The sequence below is a fragment of the Streptomyces sp. NPDC051105 genome, assembly GCF_040682795.1.
Classification (GTDB): domain Bacteria; phylum Actinomycetota; class Actinomycetes; order Streptomycetales; family Streptomycetaceae; genus Streptomyces.
Genome location: NZ_JBFBBR010000009.1, coordinates 400,880 through 425,566 on the forward strand (window position 1 = coordinate 400,880; position 24,687 = coordinate 425,566).

At 68.3% G+C, this 24,687-nt stretch carries 15 protein-coding genes and 1 tRNA gene; 11 read left to right on the forward strand and 5 right to left on the reverse strand.

Features of this window, described 5'->3' with window-relative positions; translation table 11 throughout:
* Positions 1-121: 121 nt before the first annotated feature.
* The 4 genes from AB0N16_RS24350 to AB0N16_RS24365 form a co-directional block, all read right to left on the reverse strand.
* The gene (locus AB0N16_RS24350) at positions 122-3,322 is read right to left on the reverse strand and encodes a type I restriction endonuclease (protein ID WP_365799942.1); all 3,201 of its coding nucleotides are present in this window, start codon (positions 3,320-3,322) and stop codon (positions 122-124) included.
* A 2-nt stretch (positions 3,323-3,324) separates the two neighbouring features.
* Positions 3,325-4,584 carry a restriction endonuclease subunit S gene (locus tag AB0N16_RS24355; protein WP_365799944.1) on the reverse strand — a complete coding sequence of 420 codons (1,260 nt, stop codon included), beginning with the start codon at positions 4,582-4,584 and terminating at the stop codon, positions 3,325-3,327.
* Positions 4,581-6,590: a class I SAM-dependent DNA methyltransferase gene (locus AB0N16_RS24360; protein WP_365799946.1), complete on the reverse strand. Its 2,010-nt coding sequence runs from the start codon at positions 6,588-6,590 to the stop codon at positions 4,581-4,583. The genes AB0N16_RS24355 and AB0N16_RS24360 overlap by 4 nt, the downstream gene beginning before the upstream one ends.
* 91 nt (positions 6,591-6,681) lie before the next feature.
* A complete protein-coding gene (locus tag AB0N16_RS24365) occupies positions 6,682-8,835 on the reverse strand; it encodes an N-6 DNA methylase (RefSeq protein WP_365799948.1) in 2,154 nt (717 codons plus the stop codon).
* 203 nt (positions 8,836-9,038) lie between these two features.
* Between AB0N16_RS24365 and AB0N16_RS24370 the strand changes: the two genes are divergently transcribed.
* The 9 genes from AB0N16_RS24370 to AB0N16_RS24410 all read left to right on the forward strand — a co-directional run bounded on the left by AB0N16_RS24370 (position 9,039) and on the right by AB0N16_RS24410 (position 21,608).
* A complete protein-coding gene (locus AB0N16_RS24370) occupies positions 9,039-9,365 on the forward strand; it encodes a hypothetical protein (RefSeq protein ID WP_365799950.1) in 327 nt (108 codons plus the stop codon).
* A 150-nt stretch (positions 9,366-9,515) separates the two neighbouring features.
* Positions 9,516-10,154 (forward strand): hypothetical protein, encoded by a 639-nt coding sequence (locus AB0N16_RS24375; RefSeq protein WP_365799951.1) that lies wholly within the window; start codon positions 9,516-9,518, stop codon positions 10,152-10,154.
* Positions 10,151-10,741, forward strand: a complete 591-nt coding sequence (locus AB0N16_RS24380; RefSeq protein WP_365799953.1) for a hypothetical protein — start codon at positions 10,151-10,153, stop codon at positions 10,739-10,741. The genes AB0N16_RS24375 and AB0N16_RS24380 overlap by 4 nt, the downstream gene beginning before the upstream one ends.
* 217 nt (positions 10,742-10,958) lie before the next feature.
* Positions 10,959-11,393, forward strand: a complete 435-nt coding sequence (locus AB0N16_RS24385; RefSeq protein WP_365799955.1) for a hypothetical protein — start codon at positions 10,959-10,961, stop codon at positions 11,391-11,393.
* Between the two features lie 292 nt (positions 11,394-11,685).
* Entirely contained in the window at positions 11,686-14,148 is a 2,463-nt protein-coding gene (locus AB0N16_RS24390) for an AAA family ATPase (RefSeq protein ID WP_365799957.1), read from the forward strand.
* On the forward strand, positions 14,145-14,558 hold the full coding sequence (locus tag AB0N16_RS24395) for a hypothetical protein (protein WP_365799959.1): 414 nt from the start codon (positions 14,145-14,147) through the stop codon (positions 14,556-14,558). Before AB0N16_RS24390 ends, AB0N16_RS24395 begins: the two co-directional genes overlap by 4 nt.
* A gap of 432 nt (positions 14,559-14,990) precedes the next feature.
* Complete coding sequence (locus AB0N16_RS24400) at positions 14,991-20,636, forward strand: DUF4011 domain-containing protein (RefSeq protein ID WP_365799961.1); 5,646 nt, start codon at positions 14,991-14,993, stop codon at positions 20,634-20,636.
* A 32-nt stretch (positions 20,637-20,668) separates the two neighbouring features.
* Positions 20,669-20,980: a hypothetical protein gene (locus tag AB0N16_RS24405; protein ID WP_365799963.1), complete on the forward strand. Its 312-nt coding sequence runs from the start codon at positions 20,669-20,671 to the stop codon at positions 20,978-20,980.
* A 109-nt stretch (positions 20,981-21,089) separates the two neighbouring features.
* Positions 21,090-21,608, forward strand: coding sequence for a hypothetical protein (locus tag AB0N16_RS24410; RefSeq protein ID WP_365799965.1), 519 nt, complete (start codon positions 21,090-21,092; stop codon positions 21,606-21,608).
* Between the two features lie 642 nt (positions 21,609-22,250).
* Here AB0N16_RS24410 and AB0N16_RS24415 read toward each other — a convergent pair.
* Positions 22,251-22,323 (reverse strand) — tRNA-Arg (locus AB0N16_RS24415).
* 167 nt (positions 22,324-22,490) lie between these two features.
* Between AB0N16_RS24415 and AB0N16_RS24420 the strand changes: the two genes are divergently transcribed.
* Both AB0N16_RS24420 and AB0N16_RS24425 read left to right on the forward strand, forming a co-directional pair.
* The gene (locus tag AB0N16_RS24420; protein ID WP_365799967.1) at positions 22,491-23,669 is read left to right on the forward strand and encodes an MFS transporter; all 1,179 of its coding nucleotides are present in this window, start codon (positions 22,491-22,493) and stop codon (positions 23,667-23,669) included.
* Positions 23,670-23,739: 70 nt separating this feature from the next.
* A complete protein-coding gene (locus tag AB0N16_RS24425; RefSeq protein WP_365799969.1) occupies positions 23,740-24,501 on the forward strand; it encodes a glucose 1-dehydrogenase in 762 nt (253 codons plus the stop codon).
* Positions 24,502-24,687: the final 186 nt, after the last annotated feature.

A 24,687-nucleotide genomic window follows, 5' to 3' on the forward strand; every position in this document is an offset into this window, starting at 1 on the left:
CTGCCTGCTGGTGAACTGACGGTCACCGGGGCAACCCACTAGATCATCCACGGCCGTCAGGCCGCAGACGAATCGAGGCCGAAGGGCGCCCCGGTCGGCATGTCCAGCCGGGGCGTACGCATCAGACGTCGTCGTCCAGGCCCTCCTCGCGGCGGATCATCCGCCAGGCGGCCTTGCGGGCGCTGCGGTCCAGGCTGGACTTGAAGCCCTTGTCGGGGCCGAAGTACTGGCGGCCCATGCCCGCGATGGTGTCGATGTGGTCGGCCATCTTGTCCGCGAAGACGTTGTCGAAGACGAGGCCGAAGTTGTCCTCGTCGTTGACGACGGCCGCCGCCCGCACCTTCGGGTCGGCCTTGGCCTCCTCGAACGGGCGGATGACGTCCTGCTCGGTGAACTCGGTGCCGAAGCGTTCGTTGAACTTGTCGATCAGCTGCGAAAGCAGCGACTTCTCCGCTTCCTTCGCACCGCCCGAGCCGTCGCCGAAGCCCTTCATCGTCGTCGGCCCCTCGGAGGTGAGGGAGACGTCGTACTCGCCGGTCTTCTCCACCCGCATATGGCTGAGGTCGACCTCCCCTATGTCCACGCTGCCGTCCGCGCGGGGCGGCAGCCGGTTCAGGAGATAGCGGCCGTAGAGGTGCAGTCGCTCCAGCTCGGCGTCCCGGTAGGGGACGATCTGCGCGAGGAAGCCGTACTTCCTGACGTAGTCGTTGAGGTCGGAGCGGAAGCCTTCCGCCGTCTCCTGGTCGTCCTCGTCCTCGCTTTCGCTCAGAGCGGTGAAGCGGGCGACGGCGGGCGAGAGCAACCGGTACAGCTCGGCGTGCAGCTTCTCCCACTTGGACTGCGAGCCCGCGGCCTTCTCTTTGGCGGCGAAGTACGTGGCGGCGAACTCGTCCATCTCCTGCCCGGACAGGATCGGCGCCCGCATGACCCGGCTCTGCGCGGTGTAGAGCAGGTTGGGATCGGAGGGGAGGGTGTTCGCCTCCTCGAAGTACGGGCGGAAGGACTCCTGTATGTCCTCGGCGTCGTTGACGAAGTCCAGTACCGCGAGGTCGGCCTGGGTCTTGCGCTCGGCGGTCCGGTTCAGCCGCGAAAGGGTCTGGACGGCAGAGATACCGGTCAGCGACTTGTTGACGTACATCGTCGTCAGCAGCGGCTGGTCGAACCCGGTCTGGTACTTCTCCGCGACGACCAGGATCTTGTACTCCCGCTGCCCCGCCCCGCCGGCGCGCGCGGCCTTGTCGTCGGCACGCGTGTACGCGAACGCCTTCGGCAGCGCGCTCTCCGACAGCCCGCCGTTCTCCTTCGGCTCGGTGGTCTCCTTGCCGTCGACGGTGAGCGAGCCGGAGAAGGCGACGAGGACACCCAGGTCGGGGTACTTGGTGTCGTAGTCCCGGTCCTTGATGTAGCTCTTGATCGCGCGCGCCATCTGCACGGCGGACTGCCGCGAGGCCGTCACCACCATGGACTTGGCCCGCCCGCCGAGACGGCCCCGGCTGTGCGCCACGAAGTGCTCCACGATCACCTGGGCGTGCTGGGCGACCGTCGAGTCATGGGTCAGCGCGTACCGGGCGAGCAGACTGTTCGCCTTCGACGGGTCGACTTCCTTCTCGTCGGGGTTCTTGTTCACCAGCTTCCAGTACGTGTTGTACGTGACGTAGTTGCGCAGCGGGTCGAGGATGAAGCCCTCCTCGATCGCCTGCCGCATGGAGTACGTGTGGAAGGGCCGGTAGGCCGCCTTGCCGTCGATGTCCTGGAGCGTGCCGAAGAGTTCGAGGGTCTTGGCCTTCGGCGTGGCGGTGAACGCGAAGTAGGAGAGGTTCGCGGCGCGGGAACGCTGCTCGGCCCTCTTCTTGAGCTGCTCGTCGAGCGTGGCGGCGGCCGGGGCCTTGACCGTGGTCGCGCCCGCGTCGTCCGAGTCGGAGTCCAGGCCGAGGTCGCGTAGGGCGGACCGTACGGCGGTGGCGGCGTCACCGGACTGCGAGGAGTGCGCCTCGTCCACGATGATCGCGAAGCGGCTGCCCTGGATCTCCGTGGGGTTGCGGTGGAGGTAGTCGAGCAGCGCCGGGAAGGAGTGCAGCGTGACGGTGACGATCTTCCCGGTGTCGCGGGAGAGGGCCTTGGCGAGCTGCTCGCCCTTCGCCCCGTGCTTTTCGTCGATCTTCACGACGAGGCCCGCGGTCTGCTCAAAGTTGCCGACGGTTTCCCGGAGTTGCGCGTCCAGGTTGCGCCGGTCGGTGATGACGATGACCTTGTCGAAGACCGGCACGCCCGGCTTGAGGCCTTTGGTCAAGGCCTCGGCGTCGAGCTCCGACGGGTCGGTGGGGGTGTGCAGGTCGCTGAGGCGGTGCGCGAGCCAGCCGATGGTGTTCGACTTGCCCGAGCCGGCCGAGGCCATGACCAGGTAGTCGTGCCCGGCGCCGTGGGTGGCGGCGTGCGCGGTGAGCTTCTTGACCGCGTCCCACTGCTGGAACCGGGGGAAGACTATCGTCTTCGTCGTGCCGCCGCCGGGCGCCTTGCTCTTGTGCAGGTGCACGAACCGCTGGAGCAGGTCCAGCCAGTTGTCCGGCTGCCAGACCTGCTCCCAGAGGTAGGAGGTCGCGTACGTGCCATAGGCGGTCGGGGCTGGATTGCCTGCGCCGCCCGGCTGACCGGGACCGTTGGAGCCCGTGTTGAAGGGGAGGAAGCGGGTGTTCTTGCCCTTGAGCTGGGTGGCGACGAAGACCAGGTCCGGGTCGACGGCGAAGTTCGCGACGACCCGACGCGTGAAGATCAGCTCGGTGGGGTCCCGGTCGGTGCGGTACTGCTCCTTGGCCTGCTCCACCCCTTGCCTGGTCAGCGGGTTCTTCAACTCGGCCGTGGCGGCCGGGATTCCGTTGAGGAAGAGGGTGAGATCGAGCCGGTTGCCCCAGTCGGCCTGCTTCGTCGCGTACTCGAGTTCCCGGACGACGGTGAGGCGGTTGGCGCGGTATCCGTCCAGCACGGAGTCGTGGGCGACGAGGTTGGGCTTGAAGTAGGCGACGCGGAGGAGGACGCCCCGGTCCTTGACGCCGTTGCGGAGGACATCGAGGAGCCCGTCGGTGGCGATGGCCTGGTCGAGGCGGCCGGCGAACCCGCGCTGCGCCTCGTTGGGGTCGCCGCCGTAGACGGTGAGCAGTTCGTTCCACTCGTTGGGCTGGGTCGCCCCGATGAAGGTGAACAACTCGTTGGTGTCCAGGCCGAGATCGGCCCGATAGTCCTGCGGGCGCGCCTCGCGCCAGCCGCGTTCGACCATGGCGGCGACGATGGCGTCACCGAAGGCGGACTCCGTGTGGATGGGGCTCATGGCTACGCGGTGACTCCGTCCGTTACGTTGCGTCCGCTGGCGGTGGAGACGTCGAAGTGGCCGGTTACGGCGGCGGTGATGAGGGCTTGGCGGCGTTCGGTGAGGAGCTGCTCCTGGTGATCAAGTTTGCGATGCAGAAGGTCGAGAGCGCCGACCCTAATATCGAGCAGGCGAACAATCTCGTCCTGCTCCGCGCGAGGGATTGAGGGGATGGGAATCTGCTTCATGGCGCCCACGTTGAAGTGCGCTTGGATACTGCCGACAGAGTGCTCCGTGACCCGTGCACTGGCATAGTCCGAGTTCAAGACGTACTGCAAGTACCTCGGCGAGAGCTTCCTGCCGGGACGCACCACGATGAGGTCGATGCAATTCGCCCCGTCCAACTCAGCTGGTACCACAGCTGCTGCACCTGCCTGGCCCGTGCGCACAACGACAACGTCACCAGTGTTGAGTCGCGACTTGCGGTTCTCAGCATGTCCCTCGGCGCTGATCTGCACGAGGTCACTGGTGCTGATGAAACCAGGCTTGACGTTTAGGCCTCGCAGCGCGGGAGTCCCGCCCGCTTCTACATACCACTTGGCCGGAGTGATGACGATTCCAACGGTGACATCGGCCACCAGATACTTCAGAGGTACCAAATCATCATTCGTCTGCGCTCGCTCAAGGCCCAGCGTCGACTCAATGACCCGTTCCCGCTTGAGCGTCAGCAAAGTCCGCATCTGACGGCGCTTCAACGCCAGCTGGTTGATGCGGGCGGTCTCGGCGTCGAGGAAGTCGGCGATGCGGCGCTGCTCCTCCAGCGGGGGCAGCAACATGGGAAGCTTGCGAAGGGTCTCCCAGGGGGTGTCGAACTGGGACGGAGGCATCCATTTGGAGATACGCGTCAGTTCGGCGAGGTAGGGCTTCGACCGGAGCAAGTAGTGGAGGAACCGGGAATCCGACGCTTCGCCAGGGCGGCACACGAAGTAAGCGGGACTGACGATTCCTTCGTACTTCGAGACACCCAGCCCGCCCTGCCAGGTACGTAGCTTGTTGAACACGATGTCATGGGGCTGGACGATGAGATAGCGCGATAGGTCTTCGCCCAGTTGGTTGTGATTGTCTCCACGCGAGTCTCGTGGCACGACGCCAGCGTCTAGGTAAACCGAGAGAGGTCTCAGCTCCGGACGACCAAACTCCTTGATCCGTGGCGCTACGGTCCACAGCGCATTCCAGCGCCAGTTAGCAGGTGTGGTGATACCTGCAAGGGCTCCGGTGGTCATTCCGTCACCTCACCCAGCAGCGCCTGGATCTCCGCCTCCAGCGACTTCAGCTCTGCGTCGATCTCCGCCAGCGGCCTCGGCGGCTTGTACACGTAGAAATGCCGCGTGAACGGGATCTCGTAGCCGATCTTGGTCTTCGTGTGGTCGATCCACGCGTCCGGCACGTGCGGCAGCACCTCGCGCTTGAGGTAGTCCTCGACGTCCTCGCCCAGCGGCACGTTCTCGTAGTCCCGCAGGTCCCCGTCCGGCTCCGCCGCCCCCTTGACCTTCTGTACCTCGCCCTCGGGGTCCCGGACGCCGATCATCTCCCGTACTGCCTTCGCGAACGGCGCTCCCGACGGCCACGTCAACCCGGCCGCGACCACCGCGTCCTTGAGCGCGATGAACGCCTCGGACTTCGTCGTCCAGGACGAGCCGAGCAACGTACGCACCGCCGCGACGAACTCCTCGCTCCGCTCCAGCTTGGCCACCGGCTTGGCCTCCGCCAGCGCCGCCAGCGTCTCCTCCGTGACCTCGAAGCGCAGCTTCAACGGCCGCTCCACGGTGATGCGCTGGTAGCCGAAGTCCTCGTTGGCGAAGACCTTGACCTTGCCGTGCAGCGGGTGCTCGGAGTCCTTCGCGACCTGGACGGCCTCCGCGTACAGCCGGGTGATGTCGGCGATGTGGTCGGGGCGGCCGTTCGTCCCGTCGCCCAACTCCTTGCGTTTGTCGCCGAGCGACTTGCGCATCTTCTGCCATTGGTCTCGCGCGTCGAGCAGGACGACCTTGCCCTTGTGGTCGGAGTTCTTGCGGTTGGTGAGGATCCAGAAGTACGTCGAGATACCGGTGTTGTAGAAGAGCTGGTCCGGGAGGGCGACGATTGCCTCCAGCCAGTCGTTCTCCAGGATCCAGCGGCGGATGTTGGACTCGCCGGACTCGGCCGCGCCGGTGAAGAGAGGGGAGCCGTTGAAGACGATGGCGATGCGGGAGCCGCCCCCGCCGTTGACGTCCACCGGCTTCATCTTCGAGATCATGTGCTGGAGGAAGAGCAGCGAGCCGTCGTTGATGCGCGGCAGGCCCGCGCCGAAGCGGCCGGCGTCGCCGAGCGACCTGTGCTCGTACTCGACCTCCTCCTTGACCTTCTTCCACTCCACGCCGAACGGCGGGTTGGCGAGGATGTAGTCGAACTTACGGCGGGCGTGGCCGTCGTCGGAGAAGGAGTTGCCGAAGCGGATGTTCTCCGGGTCCTGGCCCTTGATCATGAGGTCGGACCGGCAGATCGCCCAGGACTCGGGGTTGAGTTCCTGCCCGTACACCTCGACCGTCGCGTCCGGGTTGAAGGCCTTGATGCGGTCGTCGGCGGCGCTGAGCATGCCGCCCGTGCCGCAGGCCGGGTCCATGACCGTGCGGACGACACCCGGCACGGTGAGGGCGTCCGCGTCCGGTGCCACCAGCAGGTTGACCATCAGCTTGATGACCTCGCGCGGGGTGAAGTGCTCACCCGCGGTCTCGTTTGACTGCTCGGCGAAGCGGCGGATCAGCTCTTCGAAGATGTAGCCCATGTTGTGGTTGGGCACGACATCGGGGTGCAGGTCGAGGTCCGTGAACTTGCCGATGACCTGGTAGAGCAGGTTCGCGCTGTCGAGCTTCCTGACCTGCTGGTTGAACTCGTACTTGTCGAGGACCTCGCGGGCGTTGTCGGAGAAGGCGCCGACGTAGATCTGCAGGTTCTTCGCCGCGTTCTGCGGGTCGGCCGCGATCTTCCGCAGCGTGAGCTCGCTCCTGTTGTAGAAGGAGTGGCCTGAGGCCTTCCGCAGGAAGCGGTCGGTGTCGATGTCCTGGCCGGCGAAGCGGGCCACCGTCTCGATGACCTTGTCCCGGGAGGGCTCCAGGACGCACTCCAGGCGGCGCAGCACGGTGAACGGCAGGATCACCTTGCCGTAGTCGGACTGCTTGTAGTCGCCGCGCAGGAGGTCGGCGACGGACCAGGCGTGGTTCGCCAGCTCCGTGTGCTTGCTGCTGTTCAAGGTTCCCCGAGTTCCTTCCGAGCCGTCTCACCCAGGCATAGGGGCGGGCGCAGCCGAGTGTGGTGGATTAGTGAAGAAGTACGCCAGTCCGTCAGGTCGATGCAGTCTCGGGTGGGAGCAGCGCCCCCGCCGTCAGGCCGGTGGTCAGGAGGTTCGCGTACTCGCGGGCGAGGTCGGTGGCCCGGCGGGCGGCCGTGCGTAGTTCGTGGACGCGGCGGAAGGCCTCGCCGTAGCGGCGCTGCTCCTGCAGGGGCAGTAGCGGCACGCGCAGTCGGCCGGGTTGGAGGTGGACGGTGGTGCTGCCGGTGGATGCCCCGGTGATGTTGTCGTGCGCGCCGACGAAGCCCGCGAGGAACCAGGGGTCCAGTCGGGTCGGGTCGGGGCGCAGGAGGTAGAGGTCGTGGCCGAGCAGTACGCCGATGTCCTGTCGGTCGGCCAGTCGGGCCATGTTTCCGCCGTCCCCCGTGAACATGCGTACCAGGATGTCCCCTTCGGCGATGACTGGTGACGACTTCAGGGGAATGCCGTCGAGGAACGTGCCGGAGGCGGGCAGGCCGTCCGCGATGTCGGTGCCGTGGAGGACCCGCCGTCCGGTGTTCTCTGCCCTCCATCGCGCACCCTCGGTCTTCTCCCGGGTGTCGGCCGCCGCCCGCAGGATTTCCAGGGCGCCGCCGCGGGCGAGGTCGGAGAGGGTGGCCGTGCGCCACTGCCGTGGGGAGTCGCCGGTGGGCTGCCACGTGCCCTGGGCGGCCTCGGCGAGGAGGCCGGCGTGCTCGGTCAGCTGCTTGCGCTGGTCGTCGGCCTGCCGTGCCACCTGGGCCGGGTCGATGTCGACGGGCAGGGCGCGGACCTGGCGGGCCGGGGTGAGGTCGACGACCTCGTCGAGGAGGTCCAGTACGGGGACGGCCCGGGCGGTGCCGGGCTGGCCGGCGAAGGACTCCGGGTTGGCGCGGAAGGCCGTCCAGTGGTTCAGCACGGTGTCGGTCAGCTCGTCCCAGTCGAGGGCGTCGCGGCGGCGGCGCGTCCCCGTTGAGCCGGGCGTGCTGTCGGACCGGTTGCGTGGCCTGTCCTGTTGCCTCTCGCCGCCGGCGTCCACGAACAGCACGGAGGCGCGGTCCGGGCCGTCCGGCTGCGGGGTCTGCAGGATCCACAGCTGGAGCCCGATGTGCAGGGGGGCGGCCGCGCCGGGCGGCAGGGCCACGACGGCGCGCAGGGCGCCGCCGCGGACCAGTTCGGCGCGCACGCGGCGGCCCGAGGCGCGGGCGGCGGTGGCGGGGGGCAGCAGCAGGACCGCGTAGCCGCCGGGGTGCAGGTGGGCCAGGGCGTGCTGGATCCAGGCGAGTTCGGGTTCGGAGCGGGGTGGGACGCCGTAGGCCCAGCGGGGGTCGTAGGCCAGTTCGTCGTGGCCCCAGTCGCGGTCGCCGTAGGGCGGGTTGCACAAGACCGCGTCGACCGGGGGCTGGGGGAAGGCGTCGTGGCGCAGGCTGTCGCCGGCCTGCACGGCCACCGTCGCGTCGGGCGTGGCCAGCAGCAGGCGTACCGCGCTGCGTTGGGCCTGCACGGGCAGGGCGTCCTGGCCGTAGAGCTCGCGGGCGCCGTGGCGTGCGGCGGCCGCGAGCAGGGTGCCGCTGCCGCACGCGGGGTCCAGGACGCGGGCCGTGTCCGCGGGCAGCAGGCGTGCCATGAGGTCGGCCAGGCGGTCGGGGGTCTGGTAGGTGCCGGTGGAGGCGCTGTCCTCCAGTTCTCGCTCGGCGAGCACGTCGAGGGCGGCCTGGGCGCCCTCCTCCCGTACGCAGTGGATCAGCGCCCGCACGATGGTCGCGTCGGCTGCTGTGAAGGGGGCGGCCTCGGTCTGCGGAAGCGTGCCGGTGAGGTCGGCGACTGCGGCGTCCGCGCGTGCGGCGAGATCGGCGTCCGGCAGGTCGGTCAGCTCGGTCAGCTCGTGCGGGGAGCGGCGGGAGGTGGCGAGGACCAGAGGGAACAGTGGTGCGGCCGGGCCTGTGCCCGTTGGGTGCAGGCGCAGCAGGGTGCGCAGCTCCTCGGCCGGGGCTGCGGCTGAGGTCTGGCCGCGTGAGCGCAGCCAGGCTCGCACGGTTTCCAGGTCGTAGAGCGGGCTGCTCTCGTTGCCGCCGGCCGGTGCCGGGAAGTCGTCGTGCCGACGGCGCCAGTTGCTGACGGTGGCGCGCGTGACTCCCGCGATACGGGAGATCTCCGCGGCTGTCACCTGGGCTGACGGCTGGGCCATGACGGGTTCTCGCCTCTCGTCGGGTACAGCGAACACACTACACCATCGACTAAGCGTGTGAATACGTTTGACAGTGCTTTCAATGATGTGCTTCTCTGTGGATGCTTCCGGATGACAGTAGTCGGCGGAAGCATCCCCCGGGGACCGGCCGCTGCGGCACGCCTCGGGAGGACAGACGAAGCCTCACGAGAGGAGAGACCTGCTTGACCGAGACGGGCGAGCCCGAACTGACCGTGTACCACCGCCATCTGGCGCAGTTGCTGAAGCGCGACGCCGGGGAGAACTTCCGGGCCCTGCTAGTCCAGGCCCGCCACATCACCGGCACGTCCTACGAGACCAACCTCTACGACCACCAGCAGGCGTGCCGCCTCCTCTGGCGCCACCTGGAGCGCGGCGGCCACCTGCGCCGCGCTCACCCTGAGGCCCGCGCCCGCCTCGCCTCCGGTCACGCCGCACCCGACGAGCGCGCCGACCTGGAGCTGTTCCTCACCGTCTACGGCCAGGTCCACCCGTCGACCGCCGGCGCCTGACCTACATGCCCCACCCGGCGGGCGTCACGCGCCGCCCGCTCTCTCCCGCTGTCCCGTCATGAAGACAAGGAGGCCACAACTGCCATGGGTCGCCGTTCTCCCCTCGCCCACGCACCCCGCCCCACCATGTCCACTTGCCGTCAGGTGAGAGTGAACGACAAGGTCAAGGCCGTCGCCGGGCCGATCGTGCTCGCCACGGACGCCTCCCTCGGCGGCCCGGACCGGGTGGCCTCCGGCTACCTCGCCACCACCGGCCACGCCAGTCTGCGTGCCCACCTCTACCCGAAGTACCTCGCGCGCCCCCACTCCCGCGTGGTCGTCACCGAACTGCGCGCCGTGTACTGGGGCCTCAAAGCGGTCCTCCACGAGCACCCCGGCCGGCCGATCGAGGTCCGCGTGGACAACCTGCAGGCGCTGAGACACCTGCACAGCTGGCAGCAGGGCGGCACGGACATGCCCGAGGGCTACGACACCCACCTGCGTTCCCAGGGCCGCCGGCCCAGTCTGGTCAAGCTGCAGTTGCTCGCCGAGTACACCCCGCACCTGACCTTCGTCTACGAGAAGGCCCACGCCGGCCACCCTCTCAACGAGGCCGCCGACTCCCTCGCCAAGCTCGGCTGCGCTGCGTGCGCGGCGCCGTCCCGCGTACCGAACTCCCGCGGCTGGTCCCGCTGTGGGCCACCGGCGCCCTCGCCGACTACCGGCGCTCCCGGGCCGCCTGACGCACATTCCAGTTCACACGTCACACGCACCCGCAAGGTGCATCCACATCCCTGGGGGGAACCATGAGCCAGCAGCAGTACCCGCAGCAGCCCCAGCAGCCCCAGCCCGGTTGGGGCGGCCCGCAGCAGCAGAGTTACGGCACTCCGCCGTTCCAGCCGCAGCCGCCGAAGAAGTCGAAGGCGGGGAAGATCGTCGGCTTCGGCTGCCTCGGCGTCGTCGCCTTCTTCGTTCTGATCGGCGTCGTCGCCGCGGCCGGCGGCGGAAACGGCGACTCCACCGACACCGGCGCCAAGGACAAGGCCGTCGCCGCCGGCCATACGCCGAAGTCCGACAAGCCCGAGGCTACGACCGCGCAGAAGACGCAGAAGACGAAGACGCAGGCGGAGCAGTTCAAGGCCTGCGTCGCCAAGTCCGGTACGGCCACGGAGAAGAAGGCCGTCCGGCACGTGACGAAGGTGACCGGCGCGGACAAGCGGAACGACATCCTGGACTCGGCCGAGGTCTACACCGACTTCACCGGCGGGCTGATGAGCGACAACCAGGGCGACGCGAAGCTCATCGCCTCCGCGTTCACGTCCTGCTACGAGTCCAAGAACGGGCTCGTCAGTGTCTACGGCCAGGACGGCGACCTCATCGCCAACGCCAACTACTGACCTCTTCGGCCAGGGCCGTGATGGTGGTGCGGCGGCAGCTCGTTCTTCAGCGGCAAGTGGACTGACACGAGAGTCGGCTGACTGGCTGCCCAAGCGGGTCAGCACACCTTGGAGCGCGGGGGCGAGGCGATGCTCCGCCACCTCCGCGCCGCCCCCGGTCACGTCCTACCGCGTGGTTTTCATCCTCCGATTCCTTTTCATCATCTGAAGGACAACCGTGAACCGAGCCAACGTCATCGCCATTGCTGCCTGCGGGTTGGCAGCCCTTTCCGTCACCGCGGCCACGGTGGACCACGTCAGTACCCACTCCGCGCTCGCCGCCGCGCGCCGTCAGACGGCTGCTGCCGACCACCGTGCCCATCAGGCCGAGTCCCGCCCGCCCAAGGTCGTCACCCATACGGTCACCAAGACTGTGGACAAGCCCGTCTTCGGCCGCTCGACGCTCCTCGGCGCCTACGCGTCCGGCGTGATATCGGGCGGCGTGTACGCCGACGACGGCAGCATGACCTACACCGCGAGCGACAGCACCTGCTCGCAGGAGTACGCCCAGATCTCCCAGGAGCCCACCGGCGGTACCGTCCACCGCGACGACTTCATGAAGGCGTGTCTGACCAACGTCAACGACACCGCCAAGACCGACTCAGCGCCCTGACCGGCGGCGCTTGGCGCTGACCGGCAGGTCACGCGGGGGCGTCGAGCGCGGCACTCCTCGACGAGGCCGCCGCCCCCCTCGCCGAGTTCAGCCTGCACTTCGTGCGTGACAGCGTCCCGCGCGGCGAACTCCCGCGCCTGGTCACGCTGTAGGTCACCGCCACCCTCACCGACTGCCGACGCTCCCAGGCCGCTTTTCCCGGCTGCTGACCGGGGATCCGGTGAACCTGCCTCGCCTTCGGCCCAGCCCTCGGGCTCTTCCATGCTTTCCCGCGCCCACACCGGAGCACCTCATGACCGAGACGGAACAGCCCCAGCACACCGCGCACCATTCCACCCAGCCGACCCAGACCGCCCCGTCCATGCCCGTAGCCGAACTGGTGCAGGCCCGCCTCACGGAAGCGAGCCTCAGCGCGCCGGTGAAGGCGCTCCTCAAGGACGCTCTGGGCGAGGGGGAGGCCGAAGGACCGTCCTCCGTCGGCCGGATCTACCTGGCCTCGGTCGCCGTCACCGGATTCCGCGGCATCGGTCCCCGCACCTGGCTGAACCTCAGCCCTCGGCCGGGCGTGAACCTCGTGGTGGGCCGCAACGGGTCCGGCAAGTCCAGCATCGCCGAGGGCATCGAGACGGCGTTCACCGGCACGAACATGCGCTGGCACGGGCTCCACGCGTCGCGCAGCGGCAACTGGCGCAACCTCCATCTTGAGAACGGTGCCAAGCCGGAGATCGAGGTCAAGCTCGCCGTTGAGGGCGACACCGGCCGCAGCACGCTCACCCGCACGTGGGACGGCGGGGACTTCGGCGACTCCGAGGCAGAGTTCAAGCGGCCCGGACACGGACGCGTCCCTCTCGACCAGGTGGCCTGGAAGCAGGCCATGGAGGACTACCGGCCCTTTCTGTCGTACGTCGATCTCGACCGGATGATCAGCGGCAAGCCCTCCGAGATGTACGACGCCATCGCCACGATCCTCGGCCTGCGGCATCTCAGCGCGGCGGACAGCCGGCTTCGCGCGGAGGAGAAGGTACTCGACGACGCGGCGAAGGCGGCGAAGGCCGAAGTCCCGGAACTCGTGGACGCCCTGTACGCGCTGGAGGACGACGAGCGCGCGGTGCACGCCCTCCTGGCCATCGACACCCCGGGCAGCCCGGACTTCGACACCGTCGAGGCACTGGTGGCGGGACTGCCCGCCGACACCGACGAGGGTCTTCTCGCCGAACTGCGGGCCGCGGCCGCCGTGCAGGGCCCCGACATGAAGCAGGTCGCCGCCGCGGTGGCCGGGCTGCGCAAGGCTCTCGCCGATGCCGAGGATGTGCGCGGCACGAGCGCCGAGGACGCTCACCAGCGCGCCGACCTCCTCGCCAGGGCTCTGGCCCACAACGACCGGCACTCCGACGAGGAGTCCTGCCCGGTCTGCGGAACGGACCGCGTCCTGGACGGGGAGTGGGCCACGCGTGCCGCCGCGCAGATCGCCGTACTGCGGCAGGAAGCCAAGGCCGCCGACGACGCACGCAGCGCCCTGCGGTCGGCGGTGCGCCTCCTGCAGGACCTCGTGCACAGGCCTCAGCGGATCCCGGCCGCGTTGGCCGACCCGTGGGACGCCTGGACCGCCTGCCGCACGGTCAGCGATCCTGGCGAGCTCGTCACACGGGCTTATGAGGCGGCCGCGACGCTGGCCGACGCTTGCGCCGCTGTCAGGGAGAACGCCGCGAGGGAGCTGGAGAAGCGGGACGAACGCTGGCGCCGGCTCGTCACCCGCCTGGCCGGCTGGGCGGAGCGGGCTCGTGCCGCGAAGGAGAGTGATCCCCGGCTGAGAGACATTCGGCGGGCCCGTGCCTGGATCAAGGCACTGACCACCGAGCTGCGGGAGCGGCGCATGGAGGGCTTCGCCGAACAGTCGCAGCACATCTGGGAGAAGCTTCGCCAGGAGAGCAACATCGACCTCAACGGCGTGAGTCTGCGCGGCAGCGAGAAGGCCACCGTACGCAAGCTCGTCATGGATGTCTCCGTCGACGGCCAGGACGCCTCGGCGCTGGGCGTCATGAGCCAGGGCGAGCTGCACTCCCTCGCGCTGTCCCTGTTCCTGCCCCGCGCCGTCACGGCCGACAGCCCGTTCGGTTTCATAGTCATCGACGATCCGGTGCAGTCCATGGACCCCGCCAAGGTCAACGGGCTCGCTCAGGTCCTGCACGAACTCGGCAGGCACCGGCAGGTCGTCGTGTTCACCCACGACACCCGGCTCCAGAGGGCGTTCACGAGCCAGGAGCTGCCGGTGACGGTGTTCCAGGTCGAGCGGAGCAAGGCCTCGAGGGTGAAGGTCGAGCGAGTGACCGACCCGGTCGCGCAGGCGATCGCCGACGCGATGGCCATCGTCCGTACCCCGGATCTGCCGCCTGCGGCCCGGACCCATGTGTTGCCCAGCCTGTGCCGTATCGCCCTGGAGAACGCCTTCCTGGAAGCCGCGTGGATCAAGCACCATCTCTCCGGCGGACCGGAGCAGGAACTGCACGCTGCCGTCGATGACGCCGAGAAGTTCACGAAGGTCGCGGCGCTCGCCCTGTTCGGCGACGTCACACGGATCCGCGACGTCGCCGAGGAAGTGAAAAGCCGCTACGGAGCGCAGGCGGCATACCTCATCAAGCAGTGCCAGAGAGGAGCCCACGCCGTAGGAGCGCAGATCACCGACCCGCGCCGTTTCGTCCAGGACGTCGAGGCTCTGGCGCAGAAGGTGCGCAAGCCGGAGGGGAACGCCCGATGAGTGCCTCCGCTGCATCCTCACCCTCCGTATCCACAGCACCCGCTTTCCCGGCATCCGTCGAAGACCTCCTGCTGACGGCCGACCAGCTTCTCGCCGGCGACCTCAGCGGTGCCACAGCCGTCGGCCGTCACCGCGGAGCCTCACTGGCCCTGAGAACTGCCCTGGAGATCTGCGTGGACCGGGTGCTCGACACAGCGGTACCGGCACTCGCCCACGCCACCATGCGAGCCAAGATGCTCTGCTTGCGCTGCTACACACCTGGGGAGACCGCCCGGCGGACCCGCGCCGTCTGGTCGCACCTGTGCTTGGGGTGTCACTACCACCAGTACGAGATCGGCCCAACCCACGAGCAGGTCCGCACTTGGCGTACGGAGGTCGGCGAGCTCGTCCGGACTCTGGGCGTTCCCTGACTGTGCGGTCAGCGGGGTCACCTTTGGTCCGCACGGTTCACCGGTCGGATTTCACCCGCGGCCGAGACCAACGCCATCCAGCCCAGTACAGCAGGGGTACGCCGCCTTCCAATTCGGGCCGACTCCGCTCCTGTCGGTGGTGTCGGCGGACCGCTTCACGCGTTGCGGAAGTGGGTGGGCCGGCGGGTCCGTCGGGTTGTGCGGGTGCAGGGTCGACGGTTCAGGAGTGGGGTGATGCTGTGTGGAAGGGCCGTCCTGCCGAGTCTCCTCACTCATGCCTGTCAGAAAGTTGCTTCTTCACCCTCCAGCGCCCCGGTTCAGAGAGGATCATCCAGTTCCATCCCTCCTGACGCCGTTGCGATGCGCCGCTAAGCTTCACCCATTTCGTCTGTTGCCTTCACGACCTCTTCACCAACGAGGGAGCTGCGCTGTATGACCCGCCAAGGCAGGCTGCCTTCCACGGACCGCGCTCGGCTGGAGAGGTTGCTCGCCTCATGGCGGGACTCACTCATCGATCTGAGCTTCCGTAACCGGCTGCTCAACTACCAGCGTCGCTCGTCGTCCGCAGGCATGGACGTGGTCGAGCCCGGGTTGTCCACCGTGCTGGAAGGGCTTTCCCGTGGCTGCTCCTTCGCAGCTGTACGCGAGGACGGTGACGAGAGCGCCTCGTCGGACGGCTTGGCACCCCTCGCCAGAGCGTTCCCAGCCAGTTCCGCCTCTGGGGCCAGGTCGATCGACACCCCTGCATCCCGGGCTGGAGTCGGCAGCAACCGCCCCGCTGTAAAGATCACCACGTCCAAGTCCACACAGGCTGAACAGGACCGGCATGTGCGCCGCCTCGCCCTCGTTGCGCGAGAGAAGTACAACGACTACGGCCTGTGGGTGCTTCATCTCGGTGTGGGCTTCCTCGACTGGACGCCGGCCCCGTCTGCTGAGAAGAGTTTCAGCTCGCCGTTGGTGATGGTGCCGGTCGTACTGGAACGGCGACGCGGTGACTCGTACGTCCTGAAGGCCAACGCGGATGAGGAGCCGGCTCTCAATCCCGCCCTGGCGATCAAAATGGGCGAGTTGGGTGTTGACTGGCCACGCGTCGAGCAGGTGGAACACCGTGACATTCCAGCTCTGATCGCGCAGGTCCGGCGTGCGGTGGCGGGTATGCGCGGCTGGAAAGTCACCAATCGGGTAGTGCTGGACACGTTCAACTCCAGCAAGGAGGTCATGTATCGAGACCTCCTCGACAACGCCGATCGGGTGCAGGCCAGTGCTCTGGTGCGGGCCATTGGGCTCGGCGCCGACTCCGGCATCTCGCCTGGAACCTTCGCCTTCGAGCCGGCCGACGCCGATCGCATCGACGAGATCCAGCCGCCCGAGCAAGCCCCGCTTGTGCTCGACGCGGACTCCTCGCAGCGCCAGTGCGTTGCCGCTGCGATCGAAGGCCGCAGCTTCGTGATGGACGGGCCGCCCGGCACCGGCAAGAGCCAGACGATCACCAATATGATCGCGGGCTTGCTGGAGCAGGGGCGTACCGTGCTGTTCGTCAGCGAGAAGGCGGCCGCGCTGGATGTGGTCCGCAACCGTCTGAGCGATGTCGGTCTCGACGACTACGTCTTGGCGTTGCACAGCAACAACACGGGCCGGAAGCAGGTAGCGCAGGAGCTCGGCGGGGCATTGCAAGCGCCTCGCCGCACCCTGTCGGGCGGTGCCCGAGCCGATCTTCAGCGTGCGCGCCAACTGCGCCAGGAACTCTCCGGGTACGCGGCGGCGATGAACGAGAGCCGGTCCGGGCTCGGTATGAGCCTGCATGACGTCCTGGGCAGGATCTCACTACTGGACAATTCTCATCCACTGCCTGCGGACCCGGCCTTCGACGCGGCGACGCTCACGGCCGAGGGGCTCGACCAGGTGACCGTGGCGGCCCGCAAGGTCAGCAGGTCGTGGCGCCCGGCTTTGGAAGGCACGGCATTCTCCTGGTACGGGCTGGCAGAGGCTGGTAACCCGCTGCAGACGCTCGACCTCGCCACTGAAGCTCTCAGTGAACTCGATACAAGGCTGCTGCCGCACACGGCTCTGCTCGCTGAACTCGATTGGGAGGGAGTCCGTGACACCGCCCGGCTGACCTCGCTGCTGCGCGTCGCGGACGCTCGGCCGACGCTGCCGCACTCTTGGCTGACCGCCGATCACCAGGGCCTGGCCACAGCGGTGACGGGCTTCCGGAGCCGTCTGGACGAGGTCATCGAAGCCGAACGGTCGGCGGAACAGACACTTGGCGCGGCATGGGAGCGGTTGCCTGCCGAGGCGGATCCCGCTCCGAGTGCTGAGGAGACCGCTCTGTCGGCTGTGCTGCCCCCGGCCATCGATATCAGTGTGCTGACTGCCGACGCCGCCCGTGAGCTCGCTGACCGTCTTGAGGCAGACGCCGTGGCACTCGACGAGGCGGTCCAGTCGCTGGCGGCCGTTGCCGCGATGTACGGCCTGCCCGCCCCCGAGTCCTGCGACGAGGCCCTTCGCTTGGGCCGCCTCGCCGTCCTTGCGGGACAGCCCGATGACGCCAAGCCCCTGCCCGCATGGCTCACCCGTGAGGGAGCTGCCGATGCCAGGACCGCCGCAATGGTCCTGCGTGAAGCGGTCAGGCGGCTGCGCGAGACTCGGAGGAAGGCCGAAGGAGTCTTCACGGACCGGGTACTGCAGGAAGACTCCCTCGAAGAGGTCACGCACCGGTTTGCCACCGTGCACCGGTCCCTCACCGGGAGGTTGTCCGCAGCGTGCCGTGCCGACCGGCGGTTGGTCAGGTCACTTCTTCCTGACGGCGGTAAATGCACCAGGGCGGTTGTGGCCGCGCTTCCGGCCGCGGTGGCTTGGCAGCAGGCGGCACGGACACTGGATGCTGAGGCCAGTCGCCATGCGTCTGTCCTCGGTCCGCGGTGGCGGGGCGAGGACACCGACTTCGATGGCCTGGACTCCCTCGTCACGCGAGCCGACGACATTCTCAGGCTCGCACCCCGGGTGAGGAACCAGGACGCCCTGGCGCGCGAGGTGGCCTTCGGAGGGCAACCGCGTGCTGCTGCGAGGAACACTGCAGAACGGGCAGCCGCCCGGCTGGCCGAGTGGCGCGACTCCCTGGTGCTTCCACCCGCGCCGGGACCGTCGTACGAATTGGAATCAGGAAGCCTCCGGGCCGCTGCGAAATGGAGCCGCGCGCATGTTGCACCTCTGCGAGAGGCCGAGCGACTGATCCAGAGGGTGGAGGAGACCGCCGTCGCGAACGGAGGAGCGGTCACGGCACCGGGCACCTGGACTCTCTCCACGGCACGCACCAGTGTGCATGCCGTACGGGCAGCGCGTGCCGCCGCGGTGAAGTTCCAGTCCGGAGCGGAAGACGACCGGGCACTGCTCGGGGATCTCTACACGGGCCGGAGCACGAGCGTGTCGGACCTGACCGCCGCCCTCGACTGGATCACCACTCTGCGTGCGGCGTGCGGACTACAGAAAACGGTGCGACTGAGTGCGTCCGCCGCCGAGATCCTCTACCACGGGAAAGCCGACACCGGACTGGAATCCGCCGCAGCAGCATGGGCACGGGCCGCAGAGGCATTGGCGGGTCTGTTCCGTCCGGAACGTGCTGAGCAGCTCCGTGAGTCGTTCTCCCGCGGCCAGGACGCGGCCTTGAAGGTGCTCGCGGTCCTGGACGGAGATCGGGGCGGCCCTGACGAGTGGCGCGCCTACGACAAAGGCCGCCGGGCACTCGACGACCTGAAGCTGGGCGATCTGGTGGACCGGGCGGTGCGCCGCGGGACTGCTCCGGCCGACTTTCCGGCGCTGGCCGAACGTGCGGCTCTCCGCGCCTGGGCTGACCTCCAACTGTCCCGTGATCCACGGCTGGGAACCCCCCGATCCGCGGACCGCGATGACTTGGTGGCCGGCTTCAGGGAACTGGACGCGAGACTGGCCAACCACGCCCGCGCGCGCGTCATCCAGACCTGTGACGCCCGCCGCCCACGGACCACGGACGCTCCCGGTGCGGCGTTGCTCAGACGAGAGGGCGAGAAGAAGAGCCGGCACAAGCCGGTGCGAGAGCTCCTGGAGGCCGCCAGGGAGACGGTACCGCTGATCAAGCCCTGCTTCATGATGAGCCCGCTTACGGTCAGCCGCTTTCTGCCGCCCGACCTCGTCTTCGATGTGGTGATCTTCGACGAGGCGTCGCAAGTGTTGCCGCAGGACGCCATCAACTGTGTCTACCGTGGTCGGGCGCTGATCGTGGCCGGCGACCAGAAGCAGCTGCCGCCCACCGAATTCTTCTCCTCCACGGGCGACGACGACGAGGACAGTGAGGACCAGGAGTCCCCCGATCAGTTCCGCTCCGTGCTGGATCTGTGCAAGGCAAGCGGGCTGCTGGAGAGTTTGTCGCTGCGCTGGCACTACCGCAGCCGCCATGAGGACCTGATCGCCTTCAGCAACCGGGAGTTCTACGACGAGTCCATGACCACCTTCCCAGGGGCTCACGCCGAGGGCGCGGATGTCGGCGTCGCCTTCTACCGCGCCAGGCAAGGCGTCTACCGTTCCGGGGCAGCCGCACGGAACAACCCCGGGGAGGCCGAGGACGTGGCCCGCCGGGTGATCCACCACTTCAGTACGCGCAAGGGCAGATCGCTGGGTGTGGTCGCCCTGTCCCAGTCACAGGCCGTCGCGATCCAGGACGCCGTGGACGCGGCACGCCGGAGTCGCCCCGACCTCGACGAATGCTTCTCCGAGGACCGGCTGAACGGGTTCTTCGTCAAGAACCTGGAAAGTGTGCAGGGCGACGAACGGGACGTCATGATCCTGTCGGTCGGGTATGGCCGGGACGCCCAGGGCAAGTTCTCGAAGAACTTCGGCCCCATGAACAAGGCAGATGGCTGGCGCCGTCTGAACGTCGCCGTGACCCGCGCACGCTACCGGGTGGAGGTCGTAGCCTCGTTCGATCCGGATGAGGTGGGGAACACCGGCAGCAAGAGTTTCCGGCACTTCCACCGCTATCTGCAGTACGCACAGAGCGGTCCATCCGTGCTCTCCCAGGAGACGGTGGACCCGGACGCCCAGCCGGAAAGCCCGTTCGAGGAATCCGTACTGGCTGTGCTGCGCGGCTGGGGCTATGACGTGCAGCCTCAGGTCGGCGTCGCCGGCTACCGCATCGATCTGGGCGTCCGGCATCCGCACCGGCCGGGGTTGTACGCGCTGGGGGTGGAGTGCGATGGCGCCATGTACCACTCCTCGAAGGCCGCCCGTGACCGTGACCGGCTGCGCGAAGGAGTGCTGCGCGGGCTCGGCTGGGAACTGCACCGGATCTGGGGCACCGACTGGTACCGCGACCGGTCCGGCGCCGAAGCCCGACTGCGCGCCGCCGTCGAACGTGCGGTAGGCCTCGTCGGTACGAGCCCCAGCGCGCCGACAGCGGTCGATGGTGACGACGACGCGAGACCGGAAGCGTCGTCGTCACGAGCCGAACCACACATCGGGTCTGGGCGGCAGTCCTCTGCGAGTCAGGACGTCGCAACCCGGACCGCTTCAGTTTCTGCTCCCGCTGCGCGACAGCGCAGAACCGTGCCGACTCCGCGGCATGGCGCGCCCCCTCCGGTTGCCGTCTACCCGGTGACAGCGTTGGCCAGAACATCCCGGCAACGCGTGGAGAACGAGCTGTCCCAGATACGCGAGTACCTGGGGCAGCCGGAGGCCCTTGATACCGCGACCGATTACCGGGTGCGCGCCGATAATCGGCGAAAATGGGAAAAGAGGCGTGAACAGCTCTCGGAGCGCGCCGCTTTCCTGGAGAGCTTCCTCAGCGCAACCTCTGTCACCCCTCGCCCAACCGGGGGAGCGACGGTCGCTCCTGGCCGCTTGGTCGGGTTGACCTTCGACGGTTCCGCGGATGTCGAGGAGTACGAGATCACCTCGCAGAGCCCAGTCGCGGAGGAGGGCCAGGCGCTCAGTCCGTTCACTCCACTCGCAGCTGCCCTGCTGTGGCGCGAGGCCGGCGCCCTGGTGGAGTACGAGGACGGGTCAGGGAGGCGCCGCACCGCCCACATTCGACACGTTCACGACTGAACGGAACCCAGGAAGCAGCCGAAGCCAAAGCCATGCAGGATCGCGGGTGGACGATCTCCGTGATCGCCCGCCACCTGCACCGGGACCGCAAAACCATCCGCAGCTACCTCACCGGACAACGAGTGCCGGGGCCCCGGCGCTCGGGTCCGAACTCACTGGCGCACTTCACCGACTACTGCCGACGGCGCTTCACCGACGACCCCCACCTGCCGGCTTCCACCCTCTTCGAGGAACTGGTCGAACTCGGCTACCAGGGCGCCTACTCCACCTTCACCCGAGCACTCCGCACCACGACCTCCGGCCCCACTGCGACACCTGTCACCAGGCGAGACACACGAAAGTGAACGATGAGCAAGCCGCTTCGCCACCACCGCCAGCAGGACTCGCGGACGGCCCTCCCGGGACCTACGAAAATGACGCGCCAGGCGTTCTGCCTGCGACTATCGTGCATCCGTGACGCTGACTGACACTGATATGGCCGCCCTGATCGCACCCGCCGGCCTTCACTTCGTGCAACGGCGTCGGGACGACGTCCTGCTGCCGCCGCTGCCTCAGGGTTACTCACCCGCGAGTGCCCGTTCCGAGCACGGGCGATTCGATTCCCACCCGGACGAGATCGCCGACGTCGACGCCCCGGACATGGCCGACAAGACCAATGCGAGTTGGTATCGGATGGCAATGGAATACGGGCTCTTCGACGAAGACCGCGAGTTCCTCCTCGGCGTCGACTACAACACGCACTCGGAGGACGAGGGGCCCCAAGAGGACGACTGGGCCTGGGTGCGCGTCCGTCTCCTCGACGGCTGGGACTTCGTGACAAGCGAGGTGGCCCAGCTACGTAGCGGAATGGCGACGCTGTTCACCACGCGCTTCGTGCCGGAATTCACCGCGGTGTCATTGGACGGGCGCATGATGATGAACACCACTGTCTGGGGAAACGGCACCGTCAGCACCATCGCCATCCGCCCCTAACGATCTACTGGCGGAACATCACTCGTTTTGGCAGTGACTCAGTCGTCCCAGGTCAGAGCGCCGCCTCTGACTAACTTCACTGGCCAAGGACACCTCGGGCGGTACTGCCCAGGCGTCGGCCTGTTCGCACGCCTACGAGGAAGGGCAGTTGGTTCCCCGGCGCCCGCCCTCCGGCCTATCCCCTTTTCCTGAGGCAGGAGTTGGCCGGGCAGCACATGGCGGTCGGAGTGTTCGACGGCACCGCTGGCGGGATCTCGGCGCGACCTGCACTCCCGGAGGTCGGTACACCACGAAGCGCGGCAAATGCTTCGTGCGCACGCAGTACAGACCCGAGGCGCGGGGCGCCGGGCGGGTGTGTGCCAGGAGGATCGAAGCGGTGAGCGCCGTTTTCGCCAGCGGATTCTCCAGATGCGCGAGCCAGGTGCTTCCGCCCCGCTCAGCATCGCCCAGAGAGCAGTTCGCCGGGGCTGGCGATTCCCTCTAGATCATGATGAAGCTACAAAAAGCAACCCATGAGGTAATCGACGAAGAGTTACTACTCGTTACCCATCGTGCCGTTCCCATGGGGTTCCCATAGGACAAAAGCACCCCTCTGTGATCCTCGCCGACGGGTGCTATGTCCAATTATCCAGCATTTTGTTGTGCCCCCGGCAGGATTCGAACCTGCGACACCCGCTTTAGGAGAGCGGTGCTCTATCCCCTGAGCTACGAAGGCGGGGCCTTGCGTGGAACGTGGCTGAATACTTTGCGTGCGTACTCGCCTGCGCTCCGGCAAGGATCGGGACCGCCGCTGAGGGCGGTCCCTGACAGGTTAGCGGATCAGACGGGGGTGATGGGGCTGCGACTGATGCCTCGGTCCGATTTCATGATCGGGATCCGCCCTTGGCGGCTGTCGACCGGCCGCGTACGACCCCCGGAACACCTTCCGGCACTCGCAGTCCATATTGGACGCTGCTGGTGGCGCGCTTCGTCCAGGGGGCCGGTGCGGCACTGGCCGTACCCGCCGCGATGGCACTGGTGAGCGTCCTGCACCCCGAACCCGCGCGGCACGCCCGGGCCATGGCGGTCTGGGGCGATCTGGCGGCCTCCGGCGGGACCGCCGGGATGCTGCTGTCCGGCGTGGTGGCCTCGTCGAACTCCTGGCGCTGGGCGTTCGTCGTGCCCGTCGCGGTGGCGGCGGTGACCCTCGTCGCGGCCCCGCCTCTGATCCCCGAGGGCGCGGCCGGCCGATCCGGCCGGCTGGACGTCCTCGGGGCGGTCCTGGTCACCACCGGGATCGCCCTGCTCAGCTACGGCCTGGTGGAGGCGCCGGAGCGCGGCTGGACCTCCCCGGTGGCGCTCTCCACCCTGACCGCCGGCGGTGCGCTGCTGCTGGCGTTCGTCATCGCCGAGGCACGGGTGCCGCAGCCGCTGCTGCCGCTGTCGTTCCCCGCCTCCCCCCGCAGGGCGACGGCGCTGCTGGCGGTCTTCCTGGGCGCCGCCGGGATCACCACGATCTTCTTCATGCTCGCGCTGTACTTCCAGGAGGTCCGGGGCTATTCCGCGCTGGAGACGTCGGCGGCCTTCCTGCCCTTCGGCCTGACCCTCGTCGTCAGCGGCCTGTGCGTGGGCAGGCTGGCGCAGCGATTCGGCGCGCGCGTGGTGCTGGTCGCGGGACTGCTGCTGGCCGGACTGGGGCTGGCGGCGGTGGGCCGGATCGGCACGGACACGCCCTACGTGGGCGCCGTCCTGGCCGGGCTGGTGCTCTTTCCCGCCGGGGTGGCACTGGTCTTCGCCGGATCCACCGTCACCGCGACCGCCGACGTCCCGCGGGATCAGGCCGGTCTCGCCGGCGCCGTGGTCAACACCGCGCTGGAGGCCGGGCCGGCCATCGGTCTCGCCGTCCTGGTGACCCTGGCCACCGGACGCACCACGGGTCTGGTGCACACGGGGAGGAGTACGGCGTCGGCCCTGACCTCCGGCTACGGCTTCGCCTTCACCATCGCGGCCGTGGCCTTCGCCGCCGCCGCGGTGTGCGCGCTCGTCCTGCTGCGCCCCGCACCGCCCCGGGACGCCGGCTGACGGACGCCTTCCCTTCCGCCCGGGCACCCTGAATTCCCATCCATCACGACATGTACCAAGGAGCACCCCCATGACCGCACGTTTCAAGGACAAGGTCGTCATCGTCACCGGGGCCGGATCCGGCATCGGCCGGGCCAGCACCAGGGCCTTCGCCCGCGAGGGCGCCACCGTGGTGGCCGCCGGATCGCGGCCGGAACCCATCGAGGAGACCGTGCGACTCGTCGAGGAGGACGGCGGCGCGGCCGACGCCGTCGTCGCCGACGTCACCCGGCCCGAGGACATGGAGCGCCTGGTGCGCACCACGGTGGAGCGGCACGGCGGCCTGCACGTCGCCCACAACAACGCGGGCATCTTCGGCAAGCCCACCCCGGTCGGCGACCTGGACCTGTCCGTGTGGCAGGCCGTGCTGGACGTCAACCTGAACGGTGTCCTGATCGGCATGCAGCAGGAGATCGCGCACATGCGGGCGAACGGCGGCGGCGTCATCGTCAACACCGCGTCCAACATCGGTTACCACGGGCGCCGCCCCGGCATGGCCGCCTATGCGGCGTCCAAGGCCGCGGTGAGCACCCTCACCCGGGTCGCCGCCCTGGACCACATCAAGGACAACGTGCGCATCAACGCGGTGAGCCCCGGCGCCACGGACACCGGGATGTCGCTGCGGCCCGGGGAGAGCGACGCCGATCGCGCCGCCCGGCTGGCCACGACGGTTCCGATCGCCCGCGTCGCGACGACGGACGAGATCGTGGCCGCGGTGCTGTGGCTGGCGTCCGACGAGTCGAGTTTCGTCGTCGGCCACGACCTCGTCGTCGACGGCGGCGTGACCAGCTGATTCCTTGGCCTGATCCCCTCGCCTGATCCTTTGGCTGATCCCCTCGCCTGATCAACGGAGTCCCGGACGCGTGGCCACGCGTCCGGGACTCCGTGCTTTCCCGGCGCCCCCGCGCCCCCCCCGGGAATAAGCCCCCCCCCAGCCGCTGAATTATTTGTGGCCCCCCGCGGAAGCCGCGATAAAATA

What these genes read in the sequence shown, in the direction of transcription:
- AB0N16_RS24350 (WP_365799942.1), bottom strand. Translation starts at nt 3,322, where the DNA reads ATGAGCCCCATCCACACGGAGTCCGCCTTCGGTGACGCCATCGTCGCC.
- AB0N16_RS24355 (WP_365799944.1), bottom strand. Translation starts at nt 4,584, where the DNA reads ATGACCACCGGAGCCCTTGCAGGTATCACCACACCTGCTAACTGGCGC.
- AB0N16_RS24365 (WP_365799948.1), bottom strand. Translation starts at nt 8,835, where the DNA reads ATGGCCCAGCCGTCAGCCCAGGTGACAGCCGCGGAGATCTCCCGTATC.
- AB0N16_RS24380 (WP_365799953.1), top strand. Translation starts at nt 10,151, where the DNA reads ATGAGCCAGCAGCAGTACCCGCAGCAGCCCCAGCAGCCCCAGCCCGGT.
- AB0N16_RS24390 (WP_365799957.1), top strand. Translation starts at nt 11,686, where the DNA reads ATGACCGAGACGGAACAGCCCCAGCACACCGCGCACCATTCCACCCAG.
- AB0N16_RS24395 (WP_365799959.1), top strand. Translation starts at nt 14,145, where the DNA reads ATGAGTGCCTCCGCTGCATCCTCACCCTCCGTATCCACAGCACCCGCT.
- AB0N16_RS24400 (WP_365799961.1), top strand. Translation starts at nt 14,991, where the DNA reads ATGACCCGCCAAGGCAGGCTGCCTTCCACGGACCGCGCTCGGCTGGAG.
- AB0N16_RS24405 (WP_365799963.1), top strand. Translation starts at nt 20,669, where the DNA reads ATGCAGGATCGCGGGTGGACGATCTCCGTGATCGCCCGCCACCTGCAC.
- AB0N16_RS24425 (WP_365799969.1), top strand. Translation starts at nt 23,740, where the DNA reads ATGACCGCACGTTTCAAGGACAAGGTCGTCATCGTCACCGGGGCCGGA.